This is a genomic window from Reticulibacter mediterranei, from assembly GCF_016587455.1.
This window is the reverse complement of the sequence record NZ_BNJK01000001.1, coordinates 8,269,924-8,288,834: the sequence shown is the minus strand read 5'-3', so window position 1 is coordinate 8,288,834 and position 18,911 is coordinate 8,269,924. Positions and strand designations below refer to the sequence as shown.

Genomic DNA, 18,911 nt, shown 5'->3' with positions numbered 1-18,911 from the left:
TGCAAAAGTCGAAGATGCGCTCATTTTTCCATTTTAAAGCGTACCATCGTCTAACATAACGAAAAAGATGTTCCGAGAAAGAGATCCATACCGAACACCTGCCAGGACTACCTGCCTGTTTCGTACTAGCATAAGCTCTTCACATGAACTGACACTGAGAAAAGACTGAAACGAAACTGAGAATGCGGCATTACTTATTTCATCCTGCTTTTTCCCAAAGACGATTTAGCTTGTTCTCAAGGATGCTTTTCAGATACCAATTCATACAAAAGTGCTTCATATAACAATATAGCAGTTATAAGCCAATTTGTGAAGTACTTTTCTTATACTTAGGGAGATTCTTATCAGCTTTCTCACTATAGAACGCGAGATATATTACCATCGTTTCAGAGACGGAACTATCCTCAGTTTCGTCTCAGCAAGTTCACAGCCTCACTTCACCAACATGACGTATAATCAAGGTCAGGCGAGAACTGGCGAACAACGCGGATCTATCGCCTGAGCATCTCGTGTGGAGTGCGTCAAACAGACGTGCATCTGGAGGAAGAGGAAAATAATATGCCTGGCTCCTTACGGATTGGCAAAGTCACCGGCATTGATCTCTATATTCACGCAGGTTGGCTCATTATTCTGGTACTACTCACATGGTCGCTGGCAGGTGATCGCTTTGTGCAGCTAGCTCCCACCTGGACGAGTGGCACCTATTGGATTACAGCACTCATTACATCTCTGCTCTTTTTTGTTAGCGTCCTAACCCACGAACTGGCCCATGCATGGCTCACGCAGGCTCACGGCCTCAAAATCGCACGCATGACGCTCTTCATTTTTGGAGGGATTGAGGATCTGGAATCGCCCCCACGCAGCGTGAGCAGTGAGCTACAGATCGCGCTAATCGGCCCTTGCACTAATCTGCTGATTGCAGGTCTAGCCTATGCACTGGCGTTACCCTTCGCAGGCACGGGGACACCTGAAGAAGCGGTTCTTGATTATCTCGCATTTATTAACCTCTCGCTTGCTCTGCTCAATCTTCTACCCGGCTTTCCCCTCGATGGTGGTCGTATTGTCCGCGCTATCCTCTGGAAAAGCAGTGGCAATTATCATCAGGCTGCGCGCTCAGCCACGCTCGCAGGTCAGGGCTGTGCTTATCTGCTAATCGTTCTGGGCATTGGTAGTTTCTTCTTCGGCTACTTTTTTTATGGGCTATGGACCATCTTCATCGGCTGGTTTCTGCTCAGCGCGGCACAGGCAACCCATATGCAGGCATTGATTCAGACAACGTTACATGAAGTCACGGTTCAACGCGCCATGAATGTTGCGGCGATCACCGTGCCAGCAAACATTTCATTGCAGAAGCTCGTCGATGAGTACTTTGATCCGTTGCAGCTTTCCAGCGCGTTTGTAATCCAGGGGGCTACCTCGCCGGCCTGATTACGCTGATGGAGATTAACCGGGTGCCGCGCGAACATTGGAGCAAAACACCCGTTGGCTACAGCATGCGCTTAAAAGAGCAGTTGCTCGTGGCAACACCGGATCAATCCCTTTCTGCCGTGCTACAATCAATGGTGGCACGCGATATCGATCTGGTGCCAGTTGTGAAGGATGGCTTGCTTGTGGGGGTATTAAGCCTGGAATCGGTTATTGCATATTTGCAACACAAACGCACACAACAGGCTATTCAATGACAATACAAAACGTGCCGCGCTTCTCAATGAGGGAAAATAAGAAGCGCGGTACATCTCACCTCAACCCCAACACCTTTGAGCCGCTCACAAGGACCAGTATCTTGCTGCTGCTAAGTTTGATCCTGCTGATTCCCATACTGGTTCTGTTGCATTCCGGTTTGATCCTGCTGATTCCCATACTGATCTTGCTGCATCCCAGACTGATCAGTGTTCCCATATTGATCTTGCTGAGACATCCCGGTCTGATCCTGCTGGTCCCCAGACTGATCCTGTTGCATCCCGGTCTGGTCCTGCCGGTTCCCATATTGATCCTGTTGGGGCATGTCAGACTGATCGGTGTTTCCGTATTGATCTTGCTGAGACTGATCTCGTTGATACTCGTTGCCCATAACAATCCTTTCTCTTCCCTCCATCGGGTTCTCTTCACAAAGAACGGAACTGTATGACTGGTCAAACCAGGACCATACATAACCCGCTTAGCGGATAAAGCCTGTCGTATCAGTTGTTCATATCTTAGTATAGGTGCAGAGGGCAGCCGCAACATCGCAAAAAAGAAGGCTGCTAACTTCCCCCCTATGAGTGAGAGTTCAACACCCCAAAAAGGAAATCAGCAGCACGACAGGGCAGATAGATGGAGTTCTATATCTCAAAACCGTGATATGCAGCGCCAAGCAAAGCAACTTTGGGGTTGAGAATCACATGCACAGGAATACGTGAAAGCAGGGTCGAGAAGCGCCCTTTATTCTTAAATGCCTGCATAAATCCACCATCCTGTAAGAAAGAGAGGATACGTGGAGGTATGCCGCCGCCAAGATAGATCCCGCCGGTTGCCAGTACCTTGAGAGCCAGATTGCCAGCTTCAGCCCCCAGGATCGCAGCGAACGTTTTGAGCGTTGCAACACACAGAGGCGACTGATCAACTTCCGCCATTGCTGCCTGAAAAATTACGGGGTTGCCGTCAACAACTGTGGCCAGCTTCTCAATGACCCATGCCAGTTCAGTAAACTGCTGCGTCTCTTTTAAATATGCGTATATATGCGGCAGACCGATACCGGAACAGACCTGTTCATAGCTAACATGCTCAAAATGATTCAGCAGATAGCGGAGCAGGCCAATCTCCAACGTATTGGTTGGCGCAAAGTCAGTATGTCCCCTTCAGAGGGGTGCGCATAATAATAATTACCTCCCCAGGTCAGAAAAGCTTCACCCAGACCGGTACCGGGAGCGATAACAGCCATTGTCTCGTGCGTCTCCGGCTCACCGACATTCAACGTCGCCAGGTCCGCAGCTTCTAACAACGGTACAGCATGCGCCATCGCCATCAGGTCGTTAAGCAGACAGACAGAAGGAATGTCCAGTTCGTTCTGCAATTGCTCTTCTTCAAGTACCCAGGGCAGATTGGTAATTTTTGCCTTGCCATCCATCACCGGTCCAGGCACGCCAAAACAAGCACGCTCTATAGGAAAAGTGGAATCGGCAAGAAATTCACGGATGAGTTCCGCCAGGCTTGCGTAATGAGCGCTGGGAAATGTTTCCTCTTTCAGAGGTGTACGTAGCTCATCCTTTATGGAAAAAATCGCTAGATTGGTTTTGGTTCCACCAATGTCACCGGCAAGTAGCATGTCAAGCACTCCGCTATACGAAAGCGAGATCTGTAATCTCTATTGCGCTACAGATTCGCACGATTATTCAACGAACAAATCAAAATAAAATAAAAATTGGTCGTACTGGAATTCTTCACTCAATCACAAAAAAACGGGGACATCATCTACCAGTGAAATCCCAGTAGCGCTTTCATGATATCACAAAAGGAAACCTGCACGTTTCAGAAAGAGCCGCAAACCGCTGTCTATACGCCTTTATACCTTCTACTGTCGGCATATCTTCCATCAAATATACAGTTCTCTCATCAAGATATGAAAAATGCAATGGTACGGTTGAGTTGAGAAAATACGTTAGTCATAGTACTATTATGGATACGGACAAGCTGAGGCCAATTGACACACCCCAACGCTTCCATTACAATTTACAGCAGAGATAGGAAGCAGGGGATCTATTCTAAGGAGATACAGTTGACGACCATACCTCGCTCAAACGCTGATCTCACAGATCAACATATCGGCCCATACCACCTGCTATGCCTGCTGGAACAGGGTGAGCTATCGGAAATTTATCTGGCCGAGCATACTGAACAGCACAGGCGAATGGCAATTAAGCTGTTGAACGAGCGGCTGATTGGTGATGATCTGGCTAAGTTTTTCGCGCAGGCCCGCATGCTCTCAAACCTGCGCCATCCTCATATCGTCTCGCTACTCGATTTTGGCATGCATGGAGACAGGGGCTATCTGGTGATGGACTATGCACCCAATGGCACGCTCCGGCAACGCCATCCAAAGGGAAGCATCCTCCCTCCCACCACCGTCTTTACCTATATCAAGCAGGCAGCCAGCGGATTAACCTATATCCATGACAACCACTTCATTCATTGCGACATCAAGCCACACAACATGCTGCTGGGAGCCAATGACGAACTTTTAATCAACGATTTCGGTATCGCCATCGCCTCCCATAGCTTCCATTCGGGCCAGCGCAACTTTGAGGGAACCGTCATCTATGCCGCGCCAGAACAACTGCAAGGGGAACCACATGCTAGCAGCGATCAATATGCTCTGGGTATTGTAGCCTACGAATGGCTCTGCGGAGAGAAGCCGTTCTCCGGCAACTTTCAAGAGATCGTCCACCAGCATTTATCTGTGCCGCCACCACCGCTGCGCACGAAAAATCCGGCTCTCTCTCCCTTCATTGAACAGGTCGTGATGAAGACGCTGGCAAAAAAGATCTCTGCACGCTTTACGAATGTACAGGCATTCGCGGATGCCCTGGCCTGGGCCGTCGAGCAAGATACCCCAGAACAGCAACCTCGCCGCCAATTCCTTTCACCTCTGCCCTTCAAGAGCATCTAATGCTCTCTTATGCTGCGGATTCGCGATGCAGCGCTATACCACCCGCGACGAGGAGAATCCCCAGGCTCTCCACCAGCGTTGGCAATTGATGCAAGACCAGGATACCTATGATGGTGGCAGAGGCCGGAAGCAGCGCGAGCAAAAGCGCAAAGGTCGCACGCGGCAAGCGGGCCATCGCCAGCTGATCACAAACATAAGGAATGACTGACGAGCAGATGCCAACGCCGATGCCCGCCAACAGGAGAGGGAGTTGCGTCATTGCTGGCAAAGCTCCGGTAATGCCTATAGGAGTAACGACGACGAGTGCGATCAGCATTGCCATCCCCAGCCGATCAATGCCAGCCGAGCCACCATCCTGCGCGATACGATGGCCCAGCACGACGTAGAGCATAAACAGAGCGCAATTGGCAAAGGCAAAGAGAAAGCCAAGCGGTTCTCCGCTAAACCGTACATCAGTCAGCAACCAGCCACCGCTGGCGGCAAGAACCAGCGCGGTAATATTGCGCGGCGTGCGCGCACCCAGCGCCGCCAGCACAATAGGACCAAGAAACTCAATGGCTCCAACAGTGCTTAAAGGGACACGCGAAATCGCCACATAGAAGCACACGTTCATCAACGCCAGCACGCTCCCCAATGCGATCAATATGCGCCGCTGTGTCCAGGACATTTGCACAAACATACGCCAGGGACGTCGCCAGATGGCAAAGACAAACGCGGCACTGGCAATGCGAAACCATGCCACGCCAAGAACTGAAACATTGGAGAAGAGCAGCACCGCAAAGGCCGGTCCCAGATAGTGAAAAATGGCACTGATGAAAAAGAAGAAATGCGGCGGAACCCTGGCCGCCACCACGTTTGCTCTTTTCGCTTGATCCATAACACCTCCTGATTGCGTTTTCTTTTATGGTATAATGCAAATCAGAAAACGTACATGGCAACTTTAACGAGGTAGAGGCGCTATGGATCAAACTTTGAAGAAAAAACAGCTTTTCGCTTACACATCACTGCATGGCGAGATCGATGCGGTCAATCTGCGAATACTGGAAGAGCTTCAGCGTGACCCGCGCTTAACCATGTCTGAGCTTGGGAGGCGCGTTGGGATGTCGTCACCAGCTGTGACCGAGCGGGTTCGGCGTCTGGAAGAGTCCGGCGTGATTCGCGGCTATCGCCTGGACCTCAACCCCGTCGCGCTTGGGCTGCCAATTGCGGCCTATATCCGCATCCGTCCCGATCCAGGTCAATTGCCCAAAGTCGCTGAACTGGCGCAGCAAATCCCCGAAGTGGTGGAGTGTCATCGCGTGACGGGAGAAGATTGCTTCGTTCTCAAGGTCCACATTCCCGCCATCGATCAGCTTGATCGGCTGCTGGACGGCTTTCTCCTCTATGGCACAACGACAACCAGCATTATCCAATCGTCGCCCGTCCCGCTGCGCCCTCCGCCCTTGCCAGAAGACGCAGCGCTTGAATAGAGCGACGAGTCAGGCCAGGCTCTGCACGCCCAGTTCTTGCACCCAATCCTCGACGGTAATCAATGGTGGCAAAACCGCCCTTTCCTGGTTGAGCAGAGCAGCAAGCGCCGCCGAAGCTGGTGGTCGTAGTCCGGTACGCTGCAAGGCATCTTGATCGTGAAACAGTCGGGCGGGAGTGCCAGTAAAAGCCACCTCTCCATCACGGAAGGAGACGACGCGCTGGCAATATTCGGCAACCAGCGTCATATCATGCGTGATGATCAGTATGGTCTTGCCCTGGCGCTGAAGGTCGCAGAGCAGGCCCATGATGCCCGCGATAGAACGGGCGTCCTGCCCGGTGGTTGGCTCGTCCACAATCAGGATCTCCGGTCCCATCGCCAGCACAGCCGCCACTGCCAAACGTTGTCGCTGACCCTTGCTCAAAAAGAGAGGGTCTTCCTCCGCCTCGCTCACCAGACCAACAGCCTGCAACGTCGCCGCCACCCTCTCACGGCGCTGCGCAGATGGAACCCCCAGGTTCTTCAAGCCAAACTCGATCTCGTCGCTCACCTTACGACAGAAGAGTTGATGGTCGGGATTCTGGAAGACATAACCAACGGTGCCGGGCAAATGTTTACGTACACGTTTGGAGGCGAGATCCTGCCCCTGAACCGTTACGCGCCCTCGGCTGCTGCGATAGATGCCTGCGAGAATCTTGGCAAACGTTGTCTTGCCACTCCCATTGGGTCCAAGCAGGGCCAGCATCTCTCCCCGGCGCAATGTCAGATCAACGCCCTTGAGCGCGGTGGTGCCGTCTTCGTAGTGATACCAGACCTGCTCAGCCTGCACAGCCGGCTCTCCCATCCCCGATGGCTCTAGCTGTGGTTGGGAAACGGAGCCATACTGAGCCACAATGGGTGCAAAAGTGCTGACGCCTTCCCGGAGCGTCAGAGGAGGACGCCCATCGTAGCGGTAGCCTGTGTGCCAGGAGATGCGCGTCAATTCGCCGACCGAAGCACCGCACTGCTCCAGTACAGTGCGCTCGGCATAAAAACGAGCGGGCGGTGCCACCAATTCAACGCGTCCCTCGTGCAACAGGGCGATGCGATCACAGAAGGTCGAGAGAATCTCCGGGTCTTGTTCCACCAGAATAACGGTGATGCGATAGTCCCGACGCAGACGCGCAATCGTCTCAATCACTTCGCGCTTGCCAACAGGGTCCAGGTCGCTGGTTGGCTCGTCGAGGATCAAGACCTGGGGGCGCATGGCGAGGAACGCGGCAATGGCAACACGCTGCTTTTGTCCACCGGAAAGATCGGCGGGGTGAATATAGGCTGCACCATGCCAGAGACGCTCCAGACCGACCTGAGAGAGCGCTTCGTAGCCACGTTGCAGAATTTCCTCGCGTGGCACGCCTTGCAATTGCAACCCCAGCCCCAGCTCGTGCAGGAGGCTCATGCGCAAGAATTGATTCTCCGGGTCTTGCAAGACCATGCCAATCTTATTCGTGCTGGCTGTGTGCGCGTTGACCGGCTCACCCAGAATATCAATGCTGCCACGAAAATGTTGAGGCAGTTGTTCGTCGGTCAGCCGCGCACTATAGGGGAGAATCCCGATCAACGTACGGCACAGCGTCGTCTTTCCCGCGCCGCTTGGACCGGTGATGCCAAAGCACTCGCCCTGCTCTATTTGAAATGTCACATCGCGCAACGTCCAGGGATGAGGTTGCACATGTTCGCTAAACAATGGATAGCGCCACCATAAACCAGATACGGCTACTGCTGCGGACATAATTTGCTTCCCTTCAATGCTAGAACCACTTTTGCACCAGAGTCGTGAGATTCAGGTGTGGACCAATCGCCAGATACAGCAACATAAGGCTGAATGCCAGGATCAGCCAGTCGATGAGACGCCAGGGACTTGTCTCATAGAAATCGGCGCTGGAGCGTCCCAGAGTATAACCGCGCGCTAACAAAGCATCGCCAATTTCGCTGGAACGCCGAATCATCATCGCCACCAGGGGAACCGCGATGCTGGCGAGGTCGCGTAACAGGCGAAAGAAGCTCTTCGGGCGGGCGTTAATAGCGCGGGCGATCTGCGCCTGACGAATCGTTTCGTAGTCGGCCAGAGCCAGATCAAGGGCACGAAAAACGGTGCTCAAGAAGAAGATCACAGGCTGAGGGAGGCGCAACTGGCGCAACGTTCCGATCAATTCGGCATCACGCCCCGTCACCACCAGGGCAATCGTCGAGAAGACCATGCCGGAATAGCCGATCACCTTCGTTACGGCCACCAACAGGCCGCGATCACTGATCAGCATCGTGAGAGGATGAAAGAACGGCACACGGGCGAATGTCCACTCCGGTAGCGCGACGAAGTGCGGCAGAAGCAAGGCTACAGCAGTCGCCAGCAGAATACCTGTGGTGAATTTGCGCGTCCACAGAAAATAGCCCACCACAATTGCAAGCCAGATCGCCTGCCACGCAGCCAGCCCAAGCGCGAGTTGCCCGGAGTAAATGGGCCACTGGATGAGAATGAGCTTGCCAGGAACGGGATTGAACAGGGCCCAGGTCAGAAACAGGCTGAACAGTGCCGGGATGGTTAGCAACACATAGAGACGCGCCATCCGCATATTCATGCCACTCGTCAGAAACAGAAGGGCAGAGACCACCCAGAGCAGGCCCGCACCGATTGGATCGGGAGCCAGCGTATCAATCGTCCGCAGTTGCGCGATTGATAGGCACAGAACCAGTATGACGCGTGCAATCAGATGAACCCGGGCAAAGGGAGCATCGATCCGCCGCGAGAAGAGAAACGAGCGAACGTAGCGCTTCCCCGGTGGAGGTTGCAAGAATAGTGCATCCTGCATGATAAAGTTATTGCTGCTCAAAGATAAATGCCTCCTCAGTTCTGACATATACCGATATTATACCTGATATATTCTCAATGCGCCCCTGCACATATACAGAAGATTGAGCATAGAGAGATGACCTCAATACAATCAGGAATATATATGATTTGACCGCGTAGCCTCAAAAAATTGCGACCTCATCACCATTTTTTCCTCGTATAGCATCACAAACATGGAGGAGATAAGACAGGCGCACAGTGAAACGTTCGTTCGCCATGTGGGGAACACGCCACAAGATGTGATGAGAACCGGCACAATCTCATGATGAGGGTACAAGAACGGCAACGATGGGAAGCATACCCTATCTCAGAACTGTTTTGAATATTACTCACAAAATATCTGTTTAGCTTAACCCTTCATTCTGTTACACCGAATGTTTCTTATCAAGTTTCTTATCAAGAATGGTGCCTGCAATCTCCATTAATTTACTTTTCAATCTCCTCAAACTTTTTCTTTCGAGATCAAAGGAGATGGTTGTCCTGCCCGCAGTTTCATCTTCATCTACTTTTACTCCGATTTCCTCTAAATCGCGTTTAATATTGGTATCTATTGAAAAAGGTCCTAACATTTTCTGTGCAGCAAATTTTGGGCTAAAATGTACCTTGGTTATTTTATATCCATTGTTAGCCATGAATAGATAAATGATTTTTATTTCTTCCAGATACTTTCGGTTGTGATCTACTCCTTCTTCCTCATTATCAAGTTTTAATAACCGCGACTCACCTTCTTTATATATTTCTTTAGCTGCTTCTTTCGATATTTTATCCTTTTCTTCCATTTTCTTTGCATTGCGTATGTCTGCATTTACTTTTACGCGTTTATTACTTATTTGTTTATTCTGCTCATTGAAATCCAAACACAACAGGTTATGCCATTCCCACACGTTATACCAAATATTCTCTTCAATCATCTCTTCCATTTTATCGGATTCCTTGCCCTTTGCATCGCCGCGAGAGGAACCCCCTCTAAGGTTCAATCGCTCCAATTGCTCCAAGGCTCCCTCGACAAAACCTTGATGCGGTACACCTGGTGGAGGGGAACTCCGCTCACTACCAGACGCGGTGGCAGAGATCTTGTATCCATCCCATTCACCTGTATTATAAGTTTTTGACTGTGAAACATCTCTTGAACGTGGAACATCTCCTGGTTTTGGCATACTCAACTCCTTTCAATCTGGTAAAAACGGGTGTTGCTCCTGGTGTATGGGTGGTACTCCTTATAGATAGTACATGAATAGCACTAACATCGGGATCTCTTTTTTAAGGGGGTTAGTCGTATTCTATCATAGATCATCATCTTTTTTAGCGGGATAAAGGAAAATTTTACTGATTGAATACATCATATGCTGTCGACACGTTCTTACTACGTTCCTACTATTAAGAATGCGCCTATGATATCAAAAAGCTCCAGCAGAGATGAGCGCAATTTCGTCAAGAAGGGCGTCAACTGGGCACTGCGACAGATGGGAAAGCGCAATAGCCATTTGCGCATCTTAATTTTTTAACGGTAATTACTTAATAGTTTGCAATAACGCTATTGTGGATTACAACAAATTTTAGTATAATCTCCTCTACTATCGTAGTTGCGCGATTATGAATTTTAACAACCGAGATCGATAACAATGAGAAGTCTCTTTTTGCTTGTTAAAAACCATTATCGTGCTGGTAACACATCTGAATGGTGGATCAGGCACGATAAACTGCGCCACTACAAATTTCTGAGGAAATAACTATTTTGTTAAAATTTATCATAAAAAAGGTGTAGTATGTTAACACGTGACCAGATCCTCGCCAGATTACAGGAACAGTCCAATCCAGAAGTCATTCAAGGGATGGCCAGATTTGGCGTCAATCCAGCTCACGCGTTGGGGATCAATATTCCCGTATTGCGCAAGTTGGCAAGAGAAACAGGGAAGAACCACACCCTGGCAACAGAACTATGGAGTACAGGCATTCACGAGGTCAGAATATTAGCCTCGATGATCGATGAGCCTCGACGCGTCTCACCACAACAGATGGAGGAGTGGGTCAACGATTTCGATAGTTGGGATGTCTGCGATCAGGTGTGCGGCAATCTGTTTGACAAAACGCCCTGCGCCTACGAGAAATCTCGTGAATGGTGCCATCGAGAACGCGAATTTGTGCGCCGGGCCGGTTTTGTGATCATGGCCTACCTCGCCGTTCACGATAAAAAAGCATTGGACGAGGCGTTTTTACCGTTCTTCCCATTAATCCAACAATATGCGACAGACGAGCGCAATTTCGTCAAGAAGGGCGTCAGCTGGGCATTACGACAGATGGGGAAGCGCAATAGTCATTTGCGCACTCTGGCTATCCAGCAGGCAGAGGTCATTGCTCAGATAGATTCTAAGGCTGCACGCTGGATAGCGAAAGACGCACTAAAAGAACTTTCTCAATATTAGATTGGCGGGAGGCGTAAGACGCGCTGATACAGATCACTATAGGCTCTGGCACTGGTTGACCAGCATGAATTATATGCCATTGCGCGTGTGATCAGCTCGGGCCATAGCTCCTGTTGCCCATAGAGCTGTAGCGCCCTTTGAAGAGCGTCGAGCAGCGCATCAGATGTATAGGGGATGAAGCTCACACCATTGCCTGTATCGGGATGGGCATCCAGATCTGCAACCGTATCGGCCAGGCCGCCGGTCGCATGCACGATGGGCAAGGTGCCATACCGCAGCGCGATGAGTTGTCCAAGTCCGCCCGGCTCAAAGGCACTGGGCATCAGAAAGAAATCGGCCCCGCTATAGATGCGGCGCGACAGGGCGACATCAAAGCCGATCCGCGCCCGCACATTGTCGGTGCTTGCCGCCAATTCGCGAAACAAGCGTTCATATTGCGACTGTCCTGTGCCAAGAATGACAAGCTGCAACGGCAAATTGCGCAGTTCTTGAGCGATGCTGGCAAGCAGATCAAATCCCTTCTGATCCACGAGTCGGCTGACGATCCCCAACAGCGGCCAATTGGAGCGATCTGGCAGGCCGAATTCTTGTCGCAGCGCCGTGCGATTCTGCCTTTTCGCCTCCAGAGCATTCTCCGTTGTATATTGAGCTGTTAGAGCGCTATCGGTAGCAGGGTTCCAGCTTTGCCAATCGAGACCATTGGGGATGCCGAAGATACGAGTGTGGCGCTGAAACAGCACTTCATCGAGGCTCCAACCATAATCGAGCGTCTGAATCTCTTCAGCATAACGATGCGAAACGGTGGTCAGCACATCAGAATAGACGATCCCGGCCTTCATCCAGTTGACATCGCCCCAGAACTCCAGGCCATCGGGCAGAAAGACCTGCGCCCGATCCAGCCCGGCCTCATCGAGAATATATGGACTCCAGCGGCCCTGATATTGCAGGTTGTGGATGGTATAGACGATGCGCGTCTCTCCCCGCCGCAACAGATGGCGGTACGCGGTACGCAGATAGGCGGCACAGGGAGCGGTCTGCCAGTCATTGAGATGGATGATATCAGGGGAAAAGCCCAGCAGTGGCAGCGTTGCCAGCAGGCCGCGACAAAAGAGGAGAAAGCGGCGCTGCTCGTCGATCTGATCCAGTCCAAGATAGATCCGTTGATGCCAGCCAAAGAACGGGTCATGTTCCAGAAAATAAACTGTGACCGATGAATTGGGGAATGTGGTGCGCCAGATCGAGAAGGTCTGGTTTCCACCAGCAATGTTGAGCGTGTATTCAACGCCGGTATGTTGCAGGCTCCAGTGGGCGCGATCAATTGTGCCGTAACGCGGCAGAAAGATGCGCACATCATGGCCCAGTGCCGCCAGTTCTAGCGGCAGGCTCCCCAACACATCGCCGACGCCGCCCTCCTTCGCGAAGGGGACCGCCTCCGTCGCAACCATCAGAACCTTGAGTGCCTTCGTATTCGTCATAACATCTTCTCCAGATTCAGAGAAATATATCCCACATCATATCACCTCTCTCTGGAGTGGGAACATTTGCAGGCAAAACTGACACCGCTTGCCACGCTGAGAAGATATAATAGGCCATATCCTCTGTGAGTACACAGGGAGAACGAACTCCCAACAGGAAGGATGCATGGCACTATGAGCAAAGTATTGGCAGTTATTCTGGCTGGAGGGCAGGGCGAACGATTAAGCTTGCTCTCGCAAAAACGAGCAAAACCGGCGGTTCCGTTCGCTGGCAAGTACCGCATTATCGATTTTGCCCTGAGCAACTGCGTCAACTCAGGGATTACGGATGTCGCCGTTCTGACACAATATCGTCCTCATTCGCTGCATGATCATATTGGTATTGGCAAACCCTGGGATCTGGACCGGCAAAAAGGGGGCATTCACCTGCTGCAACCGTATATCGGCCACCTCGAATCCGATTGGTATCAAGGAACCGCCGATGCAGTCTATCAAAATCTCGGCTTCATTATGGAGGAGCAATGCGATTACGTGCTGATCCTGGCTGGCGACCATATCTATCGCATGGACTACAGCCCGATGATCGCCTTTCATCAGCAGCATGGAGCCGATGTCACATTGGGAGCTGTTATAGTGCCGATTGAAGAAGGGCACCGCTTCGGCATTCTGGAGACCGACGCTTCCGGCAAGGTTGTCTCATTCGAGGAGAAGCCGAGCCAGCCGCGCGGCACGCTTGGATCGATGGGCATCTACGTGTTTAACAAGGATACGCTGGCCCGCGTCCTGCTGGAGAATGCCCAGGCAGCAGGAGGTGCCGATTTCGGGCACAATATTATCCCAACAATGGTCGAGCGCAGCGAACGGGTCTTTGCTTATCCCTTCGCCGGATACTGGCAGGATGTCGGCACCATCCAATCATATTGGGAAGCCCATATGGCCCTGCTGGACGACAAACCGGCCTTCGATCTCTACGATCCTTCGTGGGTTATCCATACCCGTAGTGAAGAGCGTCCACCAGCTCATGTGCGCAGTGCCGCAAAGATCACCAGCAGCCTGATCTCGCATGGCTGTATCATTAAGGGCCAGGTCGAGCATAGCGTTCTCTCGCCCGGCGTGATCGTTGAAGAGGGCGCGGTCGTGCGCGACTCGATCATCCTGTTCGACTGTGTAATCAAGGCAGGCAGCACCATTGATCGGGCGATTCTCGATAAAGAGGTGGAAGTTGGCAAGGACTGTCAGATTGGCACAGGCGACGATATGACGCCGAACAGGCTGGAGCCGTCACGCCTGAATAGCGGCATTACGCTGATTGGCAAACGTACCTGCCTTCCCGATCATCTCAAGGTTGGGCGCAACTGCAAAATTGGCACCGATCTACGTCCGGAAGATTTCACGACCGATACGTTGGCAAGCGGCGAGACGATTGAGGATCGCACCTTTGCTCACGGCTGGGAGCGCGAACGCGCTCGCAGCCGTGAAAATGCTCGCTCCTGACAATACAAAAAAATTGAGCCTCCCCACTTCTTCTAGATCGAGAGAGTGGAGGGGCTCGATGTTCGTCGTATGCGCAAGATCAACTGATAAGGCGTAGGAACTCCATTCGCGTCTCATATTCGTCACGGAACACACCGCGCATGACGGAAGAGGTCATTGTACCAGGCGTACGAATGCCCCTTGTAGTCATACAGAGATGTTCGCCTTTGAGGACGACGGCGACGTTTTCGGTTCCGGTAATGCGGCTGACCTCGTCGGCGATTTGCTGACCGAGCCGCTCCTGGAGTTGCAGTTGGTGGGCGAACTGGTGCGCGATGCGAGCAAATTTCGATAACCCTAAGACTTTTCCATCAGCAATATATCCGATTGCCACATCGCACCAGAAAGGAAGCAAGTGGTGTTCACAGAGGCTTGATACTCGCATGCCCGATACCGTCACCATCTGGTCTGCGGTGCTGGTCTCGAAAACGGTATCGGTCGTGCCCGGATCGTATTCGATAAATTCGCGCCAGGAATCGGCCCAACGACGAGGCGTTTCCAACAATCCTTCACGCTCTGGATCTTCGCCAATCGCGAGTAACAATTCGCGACCCAACTCCAGCAGTCGAGGATAATCGACCTTCTGCGGCGACGATGGCGGCTCGACTTTCTTCAAATGCCCGTTAGTATGTCCGTTACTGCGTATATGATCCATCGATAATGTCATGTGTATAATGCCTCGCTTATATCTTAAATGGGTGAGTGGACGCCCGTAATCTCTTCTTCAGTTAGACGGAACGAATAGCATGCCTGCCTTCCATCAAAAAGACGACTACATCCCATTGTTATGTAACAAATTACACGCCCCTTTTATTTCCCCACAACAGGACATGGAGCTGTGTCAGAACAGTGGCTGCATACCACTGATCCTGCATGACGCGCTGTATCAGCCAATCCATACGGTTGAGAATGCCCGGAATATCGATCTCATCGGCCAGATGTGGCGGCGTATGATTGCCAGCTTGCAGGTACATAGGCACGTCGGGATAGCGTGAGGCGACGTAGCGGGCGTAGGCGTAATCCTCTTCGTCGAACACAACTATCTTCAGGCTCGTCTGCGGTCCTGTCTCTCCTGCTCTGCCTCGCGCATAGGAGATGCAGCGGTCCAGCCGCTCCCAGCGCGTTACTTGCTTACTGCTTGGTGGCTTGGGAGACAGCGTAAGGTAGTCCAGTTTGGCAAACCAGGGCTGGGCTACGCTTCCCTGCGTCTCTATGGTGAAGGTGTAACCATGCTCGTGTCCAAGATCGATCAGCGGCTCAAGCGGTTGGATGGCAGGATTGCCGCCTGAAAGCGTCACTAGAATCGGCTTATTCCCCGAAAGGCGCTGCACCTCCGCAAAGACCTCCTCAGTTGACATCGCATGCCACTCAGATTTATGTTCCGGCAGCACAGCATAGAGGCTATCACACCAATCGCACCTATAATCGCATCCGCCTGTTCTAACAAAAACTGTCGGCTTTCCTATAAGTGCTCCTTCTCCTTGGATTGTAGGGCCAAAGGTCTCGCTTATAGTTATCGTGCGGGTTGCAACTCTTGTTGTCATATTTTTATGCCAGCCCTCTCTCAGCGCGTGTAATCTCGGCGTGGCCCTTCTCGGTCTCCCACAGACGGATGCGATAGAGCAGCTCGTCAGGGACACCGCCAGCGACCAGCGCATCCCAGATCCAATGCACGAGATTTTCGGCTGTGGTACGAATGCCGGTGAGGGTGTTGAGATCGTTGTGATCCATTCCTCCCTTTTCGATGGGACCAGCAGCGCTGCCACGCGGGACCGAATCGGAGAGCTTCTCCAGAATCGTCTCGTTGACGATAGTTTTAAGATCCTCGAAATCCATCACCATGCCATCGCTCGACTCGCCGGGGGCTTCAATGATCGGCCCCCGCAGCGAGATTTCCAGGCGATACGAATGGCCGTGCGGTCGCCGACATTTGCCGCGATGACCCGGCAGGTGGTGGGATGCCTCAAACGTAAATTCACGCGTGATAATGGCAAATCGTGTCATAACTTCCTCTCCATAAAACCTGGCATCATCCAATTATGCAGTTTGCAAACGTATCGCTCACCTTCATCTATGGCTTTACGAGGTCTCGGCTTACGAACCAGGCTCAAATAGAAACTACCCCTCTTGTTTGCCAGCGATGTGTAAGTACTTATCAGGATCTTCTGCATATTTTGTCGGATCTACAACTCCTGCGTTTTTAAAGGACTCGTACCGCTCAACGCAGGTACCGCAAGCTCCGCAATGAGTATCACCATGTCCCTCATTGCCGCCTTCGTAGCAGCTCCAGGTTAGCTCGAAGGGAACGTTCAGGCTAGCTCCCAGGCGAGCAATCTGCGCTTTGGTGAAGTGCATAAAGGGCGATACGACGTGAATTTCGGTGGTGTTCATGGCCGCGCTGAGCATGGCGTCAAAGGCGTTGACAAAAACCTCGCGACAATCCGGGTACTGCGCGTAATCTCCCTGGTGAGCAGCGTAGGCAACGATGGGTGCCTTCTCATTCCAGGCAACGGTGGCAGCTTGCAATAGCATGTTCGGATTGCGATAGGGCACGACCGTTGCTTTCATGCTGTCGTCGGTGTAGTGTCCATGCGGCATCTTGACGCCCTGGTTGATCAGCGCCGAGTCCGAGTCGGTAAGCAAGCGCGAGATGGGCAGTTCGATCACGGTATGCTTGATCTCCAATGGCTTCGGACCGCTACTGTAGCGCTGGCGCAAATCGCTGATATATTTCTCAGCATAGGTCAGTTCTTTGACATGCTTCTGGCCGTAATCAAACGAGAGCAAATGCAAGTTGAAGCCTGCTGCTGCATAATAGTGGGACAATACACAGCTGTCCATGCCACCACTGACGATAAGGACTGCACGATCTCTGTTCACGGTTATAGACATAGCATCCTCCTTGTGGGTTATGATTGCAGATAATAACGACGAAATTCCGGGCGCGGTCCGTTATAGTCAGGCTGCTCATGCTCGGCAAAGACAATGGTTTTGATATTGCCACGCACAGTGAAATCGCCGACAACACGCATCCAGCGCGGCGAGAGCAGATCCACCAGATCCTTGAGAATGACGTTCGGCGTCGCTTCATGGCTGATCTGACGATTGCGATAGTTATTAATGTAGAGCTTCAAGCTTTTTAGCTCAACAACCGATGGACCCGGCACATAATCGATGATGATGGTTGCGAAATCTGGAAAGCCGGAACGCGGACACAGACAGGTAAACTCAGGAATTTCAAAATGCACGACGTAGTTGCTATCGGGATGAGCGTTGGGCCAGGGTTCCAGGCGATTCGCAGCAATCTCTTCGAATCCATATCGTCCAGGAACACGCTCTGCTTCTGACATGACCTTCTCCTTGTTATTGAATAGTGCGGGAAAACTATGATACCACGTTTGAGAGGAAAGAGTGGTACCTGCAAGTATTCTGGTAGAGGAAGCACCTGATACATGTTAGAGAGAACCCGTCACGCCGCCATGCTTACAGGTACCTATCATCATTTCCATAAGTAACAATACCATAGTATACTGCAATTTGACGCTCAAATCATCATCACCGCAGCGCATTGTGAACAGGGAGTTTCGGAACGAACGCATACGGATTTGAGGTTAACATCGCAAATTCTGACGATGTTTACGAGGCGTTTCACGAGGCGAAGATAGCGCAAAATCACGACGCCAGATCAGTCCGACCTTTGCACAATACCAGCAGTCTGGATATTATAGCGACCAGCTTTTTGTGCTATTTCAAGTGTATGGAGGCACGATGACATCCACCGCTAACGATATAATTATACGCCCTATTTGCCAGCAGGATGCTCACGCGCTCTGGCAACTGGCCCGTCAGGAAGGTGTAATTGAAACGACGCTGGCACTCCCAAGCCTGCGCCTGGAACAGCGTGCAAAATCGCTGGCCGAACTCACCGCCAACGACCATTATATGGTTGCTGAAAAATTCGGTCGGGTGGTTGGTGTCGCTGGTCTGACGGTGGGAACAGGTCGGCTACGACATCGGGGAGAGCTGTTTGTTTATGTCGCCACCGAACAGCAGGGACAGGGAATTGGCACACGCCTGTTGCAATCGCTGCTCGATCTTGCCGATAACTGGCTACTGCTCCGGCGAGTCGAGCTAACGGTGCTAACAGAGAATGAAGGCGCTCGCCGTTTATACGAACGCCTTGGCTTTGTGGTCGAAGGATGCCGCAAGCTCAGTATCATCTCTCAAGGCGAGATCAAAGACGAGTGGCTTATGGCCCGCTATCGCTAACCTTTTGGCAAATTTCATCGCGCATCTCTCCACAGTAGTTGCGCGATGATGAATTGCACCACCGGGATCGGGAATCTCCCACACCCGTAGCGACGAGGGGAGGTGTGGAGGGGCTGCGGGGGCCTTGCGCTTGTCGCTCTCGCCCGAATGGTCCTCTCCCTCTGGCGGCGTGGCAAGCCTGGGGAGAGCGACAAGCGCAAGGCCCCCA

General features: G+C 51.9%; 19 protein-coding genes and 1 pseudogene. 8 read left to right on the top strand and 12 right to left on the bottom strand.

Features of this window, described 5'->3' with window-relative positions:
- The first annotated feature begins 558 nt into the window (after positions 1-558).
- Positions 559-1,428: a site-2 protease family protein gene (locus tag K3T83_RS35480; RefSeq protein ID WP_220207637.1), complete on the top strand. Its 870-nt coding sequence runs from the start codon at positions 559-561 to the stop codon at positions 1,426-1,428.
- Between the two features lie 23 nt (positions 1,429-1,451).
- On the top strand, positions 1,452-1,682 hold the full coding sequence (locus K3T83_RS35475) for a CBS domain-containing protein (protein WP_220207636.1): 231 nt from the start codon (positions 1,452-1,454) through the stop codon (positions 1,680-1,682).
- A 110-nt stretch (positions 1,683-1,792) separates the two neighbouring features.
- Here the strand turns inward: K3T83_RS35475 and K3T83_RS35470 are convergent, their stop codons facing one another.
- Together K3T83_RS35470 and K3T83_RS56530 are read right to left on the bottom strand one after the other, a co-directional pair.
- Positions 1,793-2,095, bottom strand: a complete 303-nt coding sequence (locus K3T83_RS35470) for a hypothetical protein (RefSeq protein WP_220207635.1) — start codon at positions 2,093-2,095, stop codon at positions 1,793-1,795.
- A 226-nt stretch (positions 2,096-2,321) separates the two neighbouring features.
- A pseudogene (locus K3T83_RS56530) lies at positions 2,322-3,304 on the bottom strand (glucokinase).
- A gap of 450 nt (positions 3,305-3,754) precedes the next feature.
- On the opposite strand from K3T83_RS56530, the gene K3T83_RS35455 reads away from it, so the two are divergent.
- Positions 3,755-4,645 carry a serine/threonine protein kinase gene (locus K3T83_RS35455; RefSeq protein WP_220207632.1) on the top strand — a complete coding sequence of 297 codons (891 nt, stop codon included), beginning with the start codon at positions 3,755-3,757 and terminating at the stop codon, positions 4,643-4,645.
- 7 nt (positions 4,646-4,652) lie between these two features.
- On the opposite strand, the gene K3T83_RS35450 is transcribed toward K3T83_RS35455, so the two are convergent.
- A complete protein-coding gene (locus K3T83_RS35450; RefSeq protein WP_220207631.1) occupies positions 4,653-5,522 on the bottom strand; it encodes an EamA family transporter in 870 nt (289 codons plus the stop codon).
- A gap of 82 nt (positions 5,523-5,604) precedes the next feature.
- Here K3T83_RS35450 and K3T83_RS35445 point away from each other — a divergent pair, with 82 nt between their 5' ends.
- Entirely contained in the window at positions 5,605-6,114 is a 510-nt protein-coding gene (locus tag K3T83_RS35445) for an Lrp/AsnC family transcriptional regulator (protein WP_220207630.1), read from the top strand.
- Between the two features lie 9 nt (positions 6,115-6,123).
- Here the strand turns inward: K3T83_RS35445 and K3T83_RS35440 are convergent, their stop codons facing one another.
- The 3 genes from K3T83_RS35440 to K3T83_RS35430 all read right to left on the bottom strand — a co-directional run bounded on the left by K3T83_RS35440 (position 6,124) and on the right by K3T83_RS35430 (position 10,160).
- Positions 6,124-7,884: an ABC transporter ATP-binding protein gene (locus tag K3T83_RS35440; protein ID WP_220207629.1), complete on the bottom strand. Its 1,761-nt coding sequence runs from the start codon at positions 7,882-7,884 to the stop codon at positions 6,124-6,126.
- A 19-nt stretch (positions 7,885-7,903) separates the two neighbouring features.
- Complete coding sequence (locus K3T83_RS35435) at positions 7,904-8,983, bottom strand: energy-coupling factor transporter transmembrane component T (RefSeq protein ID WP_220207628.1); 1,080 nt, start codon at positions 8,981-8,983, stop codon at positions 7,904-7,906.
- Between the two features lie 385 nt (positions 8,984-9,368).
- The gene (locus tag K3T83_RS35430; RefSeq protein WP_220207627.1) at positions 9,369-10,160 is read right to left on the bottom strand and encodes a hypothetical protein; all 792 of its coding nucleotides are present in this window, start codon (positions 10,158-10,160) and stop codon (positions 9,369-9,371) included.
- A 186-nt stretch (positions 10,161-10,346) separates the two neighbouring features.
- On the opposite strand from K3T83_RS35430, the gene K3T83_RS35425 reads away from it, so the two are divergent.
- A complete protein-coding gene (locus tag K3T83_RS35425; RefSeq protein WP_220207626.1) occupies positions 10,347-10,508 on the top strand; it encodes a DNA alkylation repair protein in 162 nt (53 codons plus the stop codon).
- 261 nt (positions 10,509-10,769) lie between these two features.
- Positions 10,770-11,426, top strand: a complete 657-nt coding sequence (locus tag K3T83_RS35420; protein ID WP_220207625.1) for a DNA alkylation repair protein — start codon at positions 10,770-10,772, stop codon at positions 11,424-11,426.
- Here the strand turns inward: K3T83_RS35420 and K3T83_RS35415 are convergent.
- Positions 11,423-12,901, bottom strand: coding sequence for a glycogen synthase (locus K3T83_RS35415; protein ID WP_220207624.1), 1,479 nt, complete (start codon positions 12,899-12,901; stop codon positions 11,423-11,425). The genes K3T83_RS35420 and K3T83_RS35415 overlap by 4 nt on opposite strands.
- Positions 12,902-13,075: 174 nt before the next feature.
- On the opposite strand from K3T83_RS35415, the gene K3T83_RS35410 reads away from it, so the two are divergent.
- Entirely contained in the window at positions 13,076-14,395 is a 1,320-nt protein-coding gene (locus K3T83_RS35410; RefSeq protein ID WP_220207623.1) for a glucose-1-phosphate adenylyltransferase, read from the top strand.
- 79 nt (positions 14,396-14,474) lie between these two features.
- Here the strand turns inward: K3T83_RS35410 and folE are convergent, their stop codons facing one another.
- The 5 genes from folE to queF all read right to left on the bottom strand — a co-directional run bounded on the left by folE (position 14,475) and on the right by queF (position 17,784).
- Positions 14,475-15,101, bottom strand: a complete 627-nt coding sequence (gene folE / locus K3T83_RS35405; RefSeq protein ID WP_220207622.1) for a GTP cyclohydrolase I — start codon at positions 15,099-15,101, stop codon at positions 14,475-14,477.
- A 130-nt stretch (positions 15,102-15,231) separates the two neighbouring features.
- Complete coding sequence (queE, locus tag K3T83_RS35400; protein ID WP_220207621.1) at positions 15,232-15,978, bottom strand: 7-carboxy-7-deazaguanine synthase QueE; 747 nt, start codon at positions 15,976-15,978, stop codon at positions 15,232-15,234.
- 4 nt (positions 15,979-15,982) lie between these two features.
- Positions 15,983-16,438, bottom strand: a complete 456-nt coding sequence (locus K3T83_RS35395) for a 6-pyruvoyl trahydropterin synthase family protein (protein ID WP_220207620.1) — start codon at positions 16,436-16,438, stop codon at positions 15,983-15,985.
- A gap of 114 nt (positions 16,439-16,552) precedes the next feature.
- A complete protein-coding gene (queC, locus tag K3T83_RS35390) occupies positions 16,553-17,326 on the bottom strand; it encodes a 7-cyano-7-deazaguanine synthase QueC (protein WP_220207619.1) in 774 nt (257 codons plus the stop codon).
- Between the two features lie 17 nt (positions 17,327-17,343).
- Positions 17,344-17,784 carry a preQ(1) synthase gene (queF, locus tag K3T83_RS35385; RefSeq protein WP_220207618.1) on the bottom strand — a complete coding sequence of 147 codons (441 nt, stop codon included), beginning with the start codon at positions 17,782-17,784 and terminating at the stop codon, positions 17,344-17,346.
- Positions 17,785-18,202: 418 nt separating this feature from the next.
- Here queF and K3T83_RS35380 point away from each other — a divergent pair, with 418 nt between their 5' ends.
- Positions 18,203-18,703, top strand: coding sequence for a GNAT family N-acetyltransferase (locus K3T83_RS35380; protein ID WP_220207617.1), 501 nt, complete (start codon positions 18,203-18,205; stop codon positions 18,701-18,703).
- The last annotated feature ends 208 nt before the right edge of the window (positions 18,704-18,911 follow it).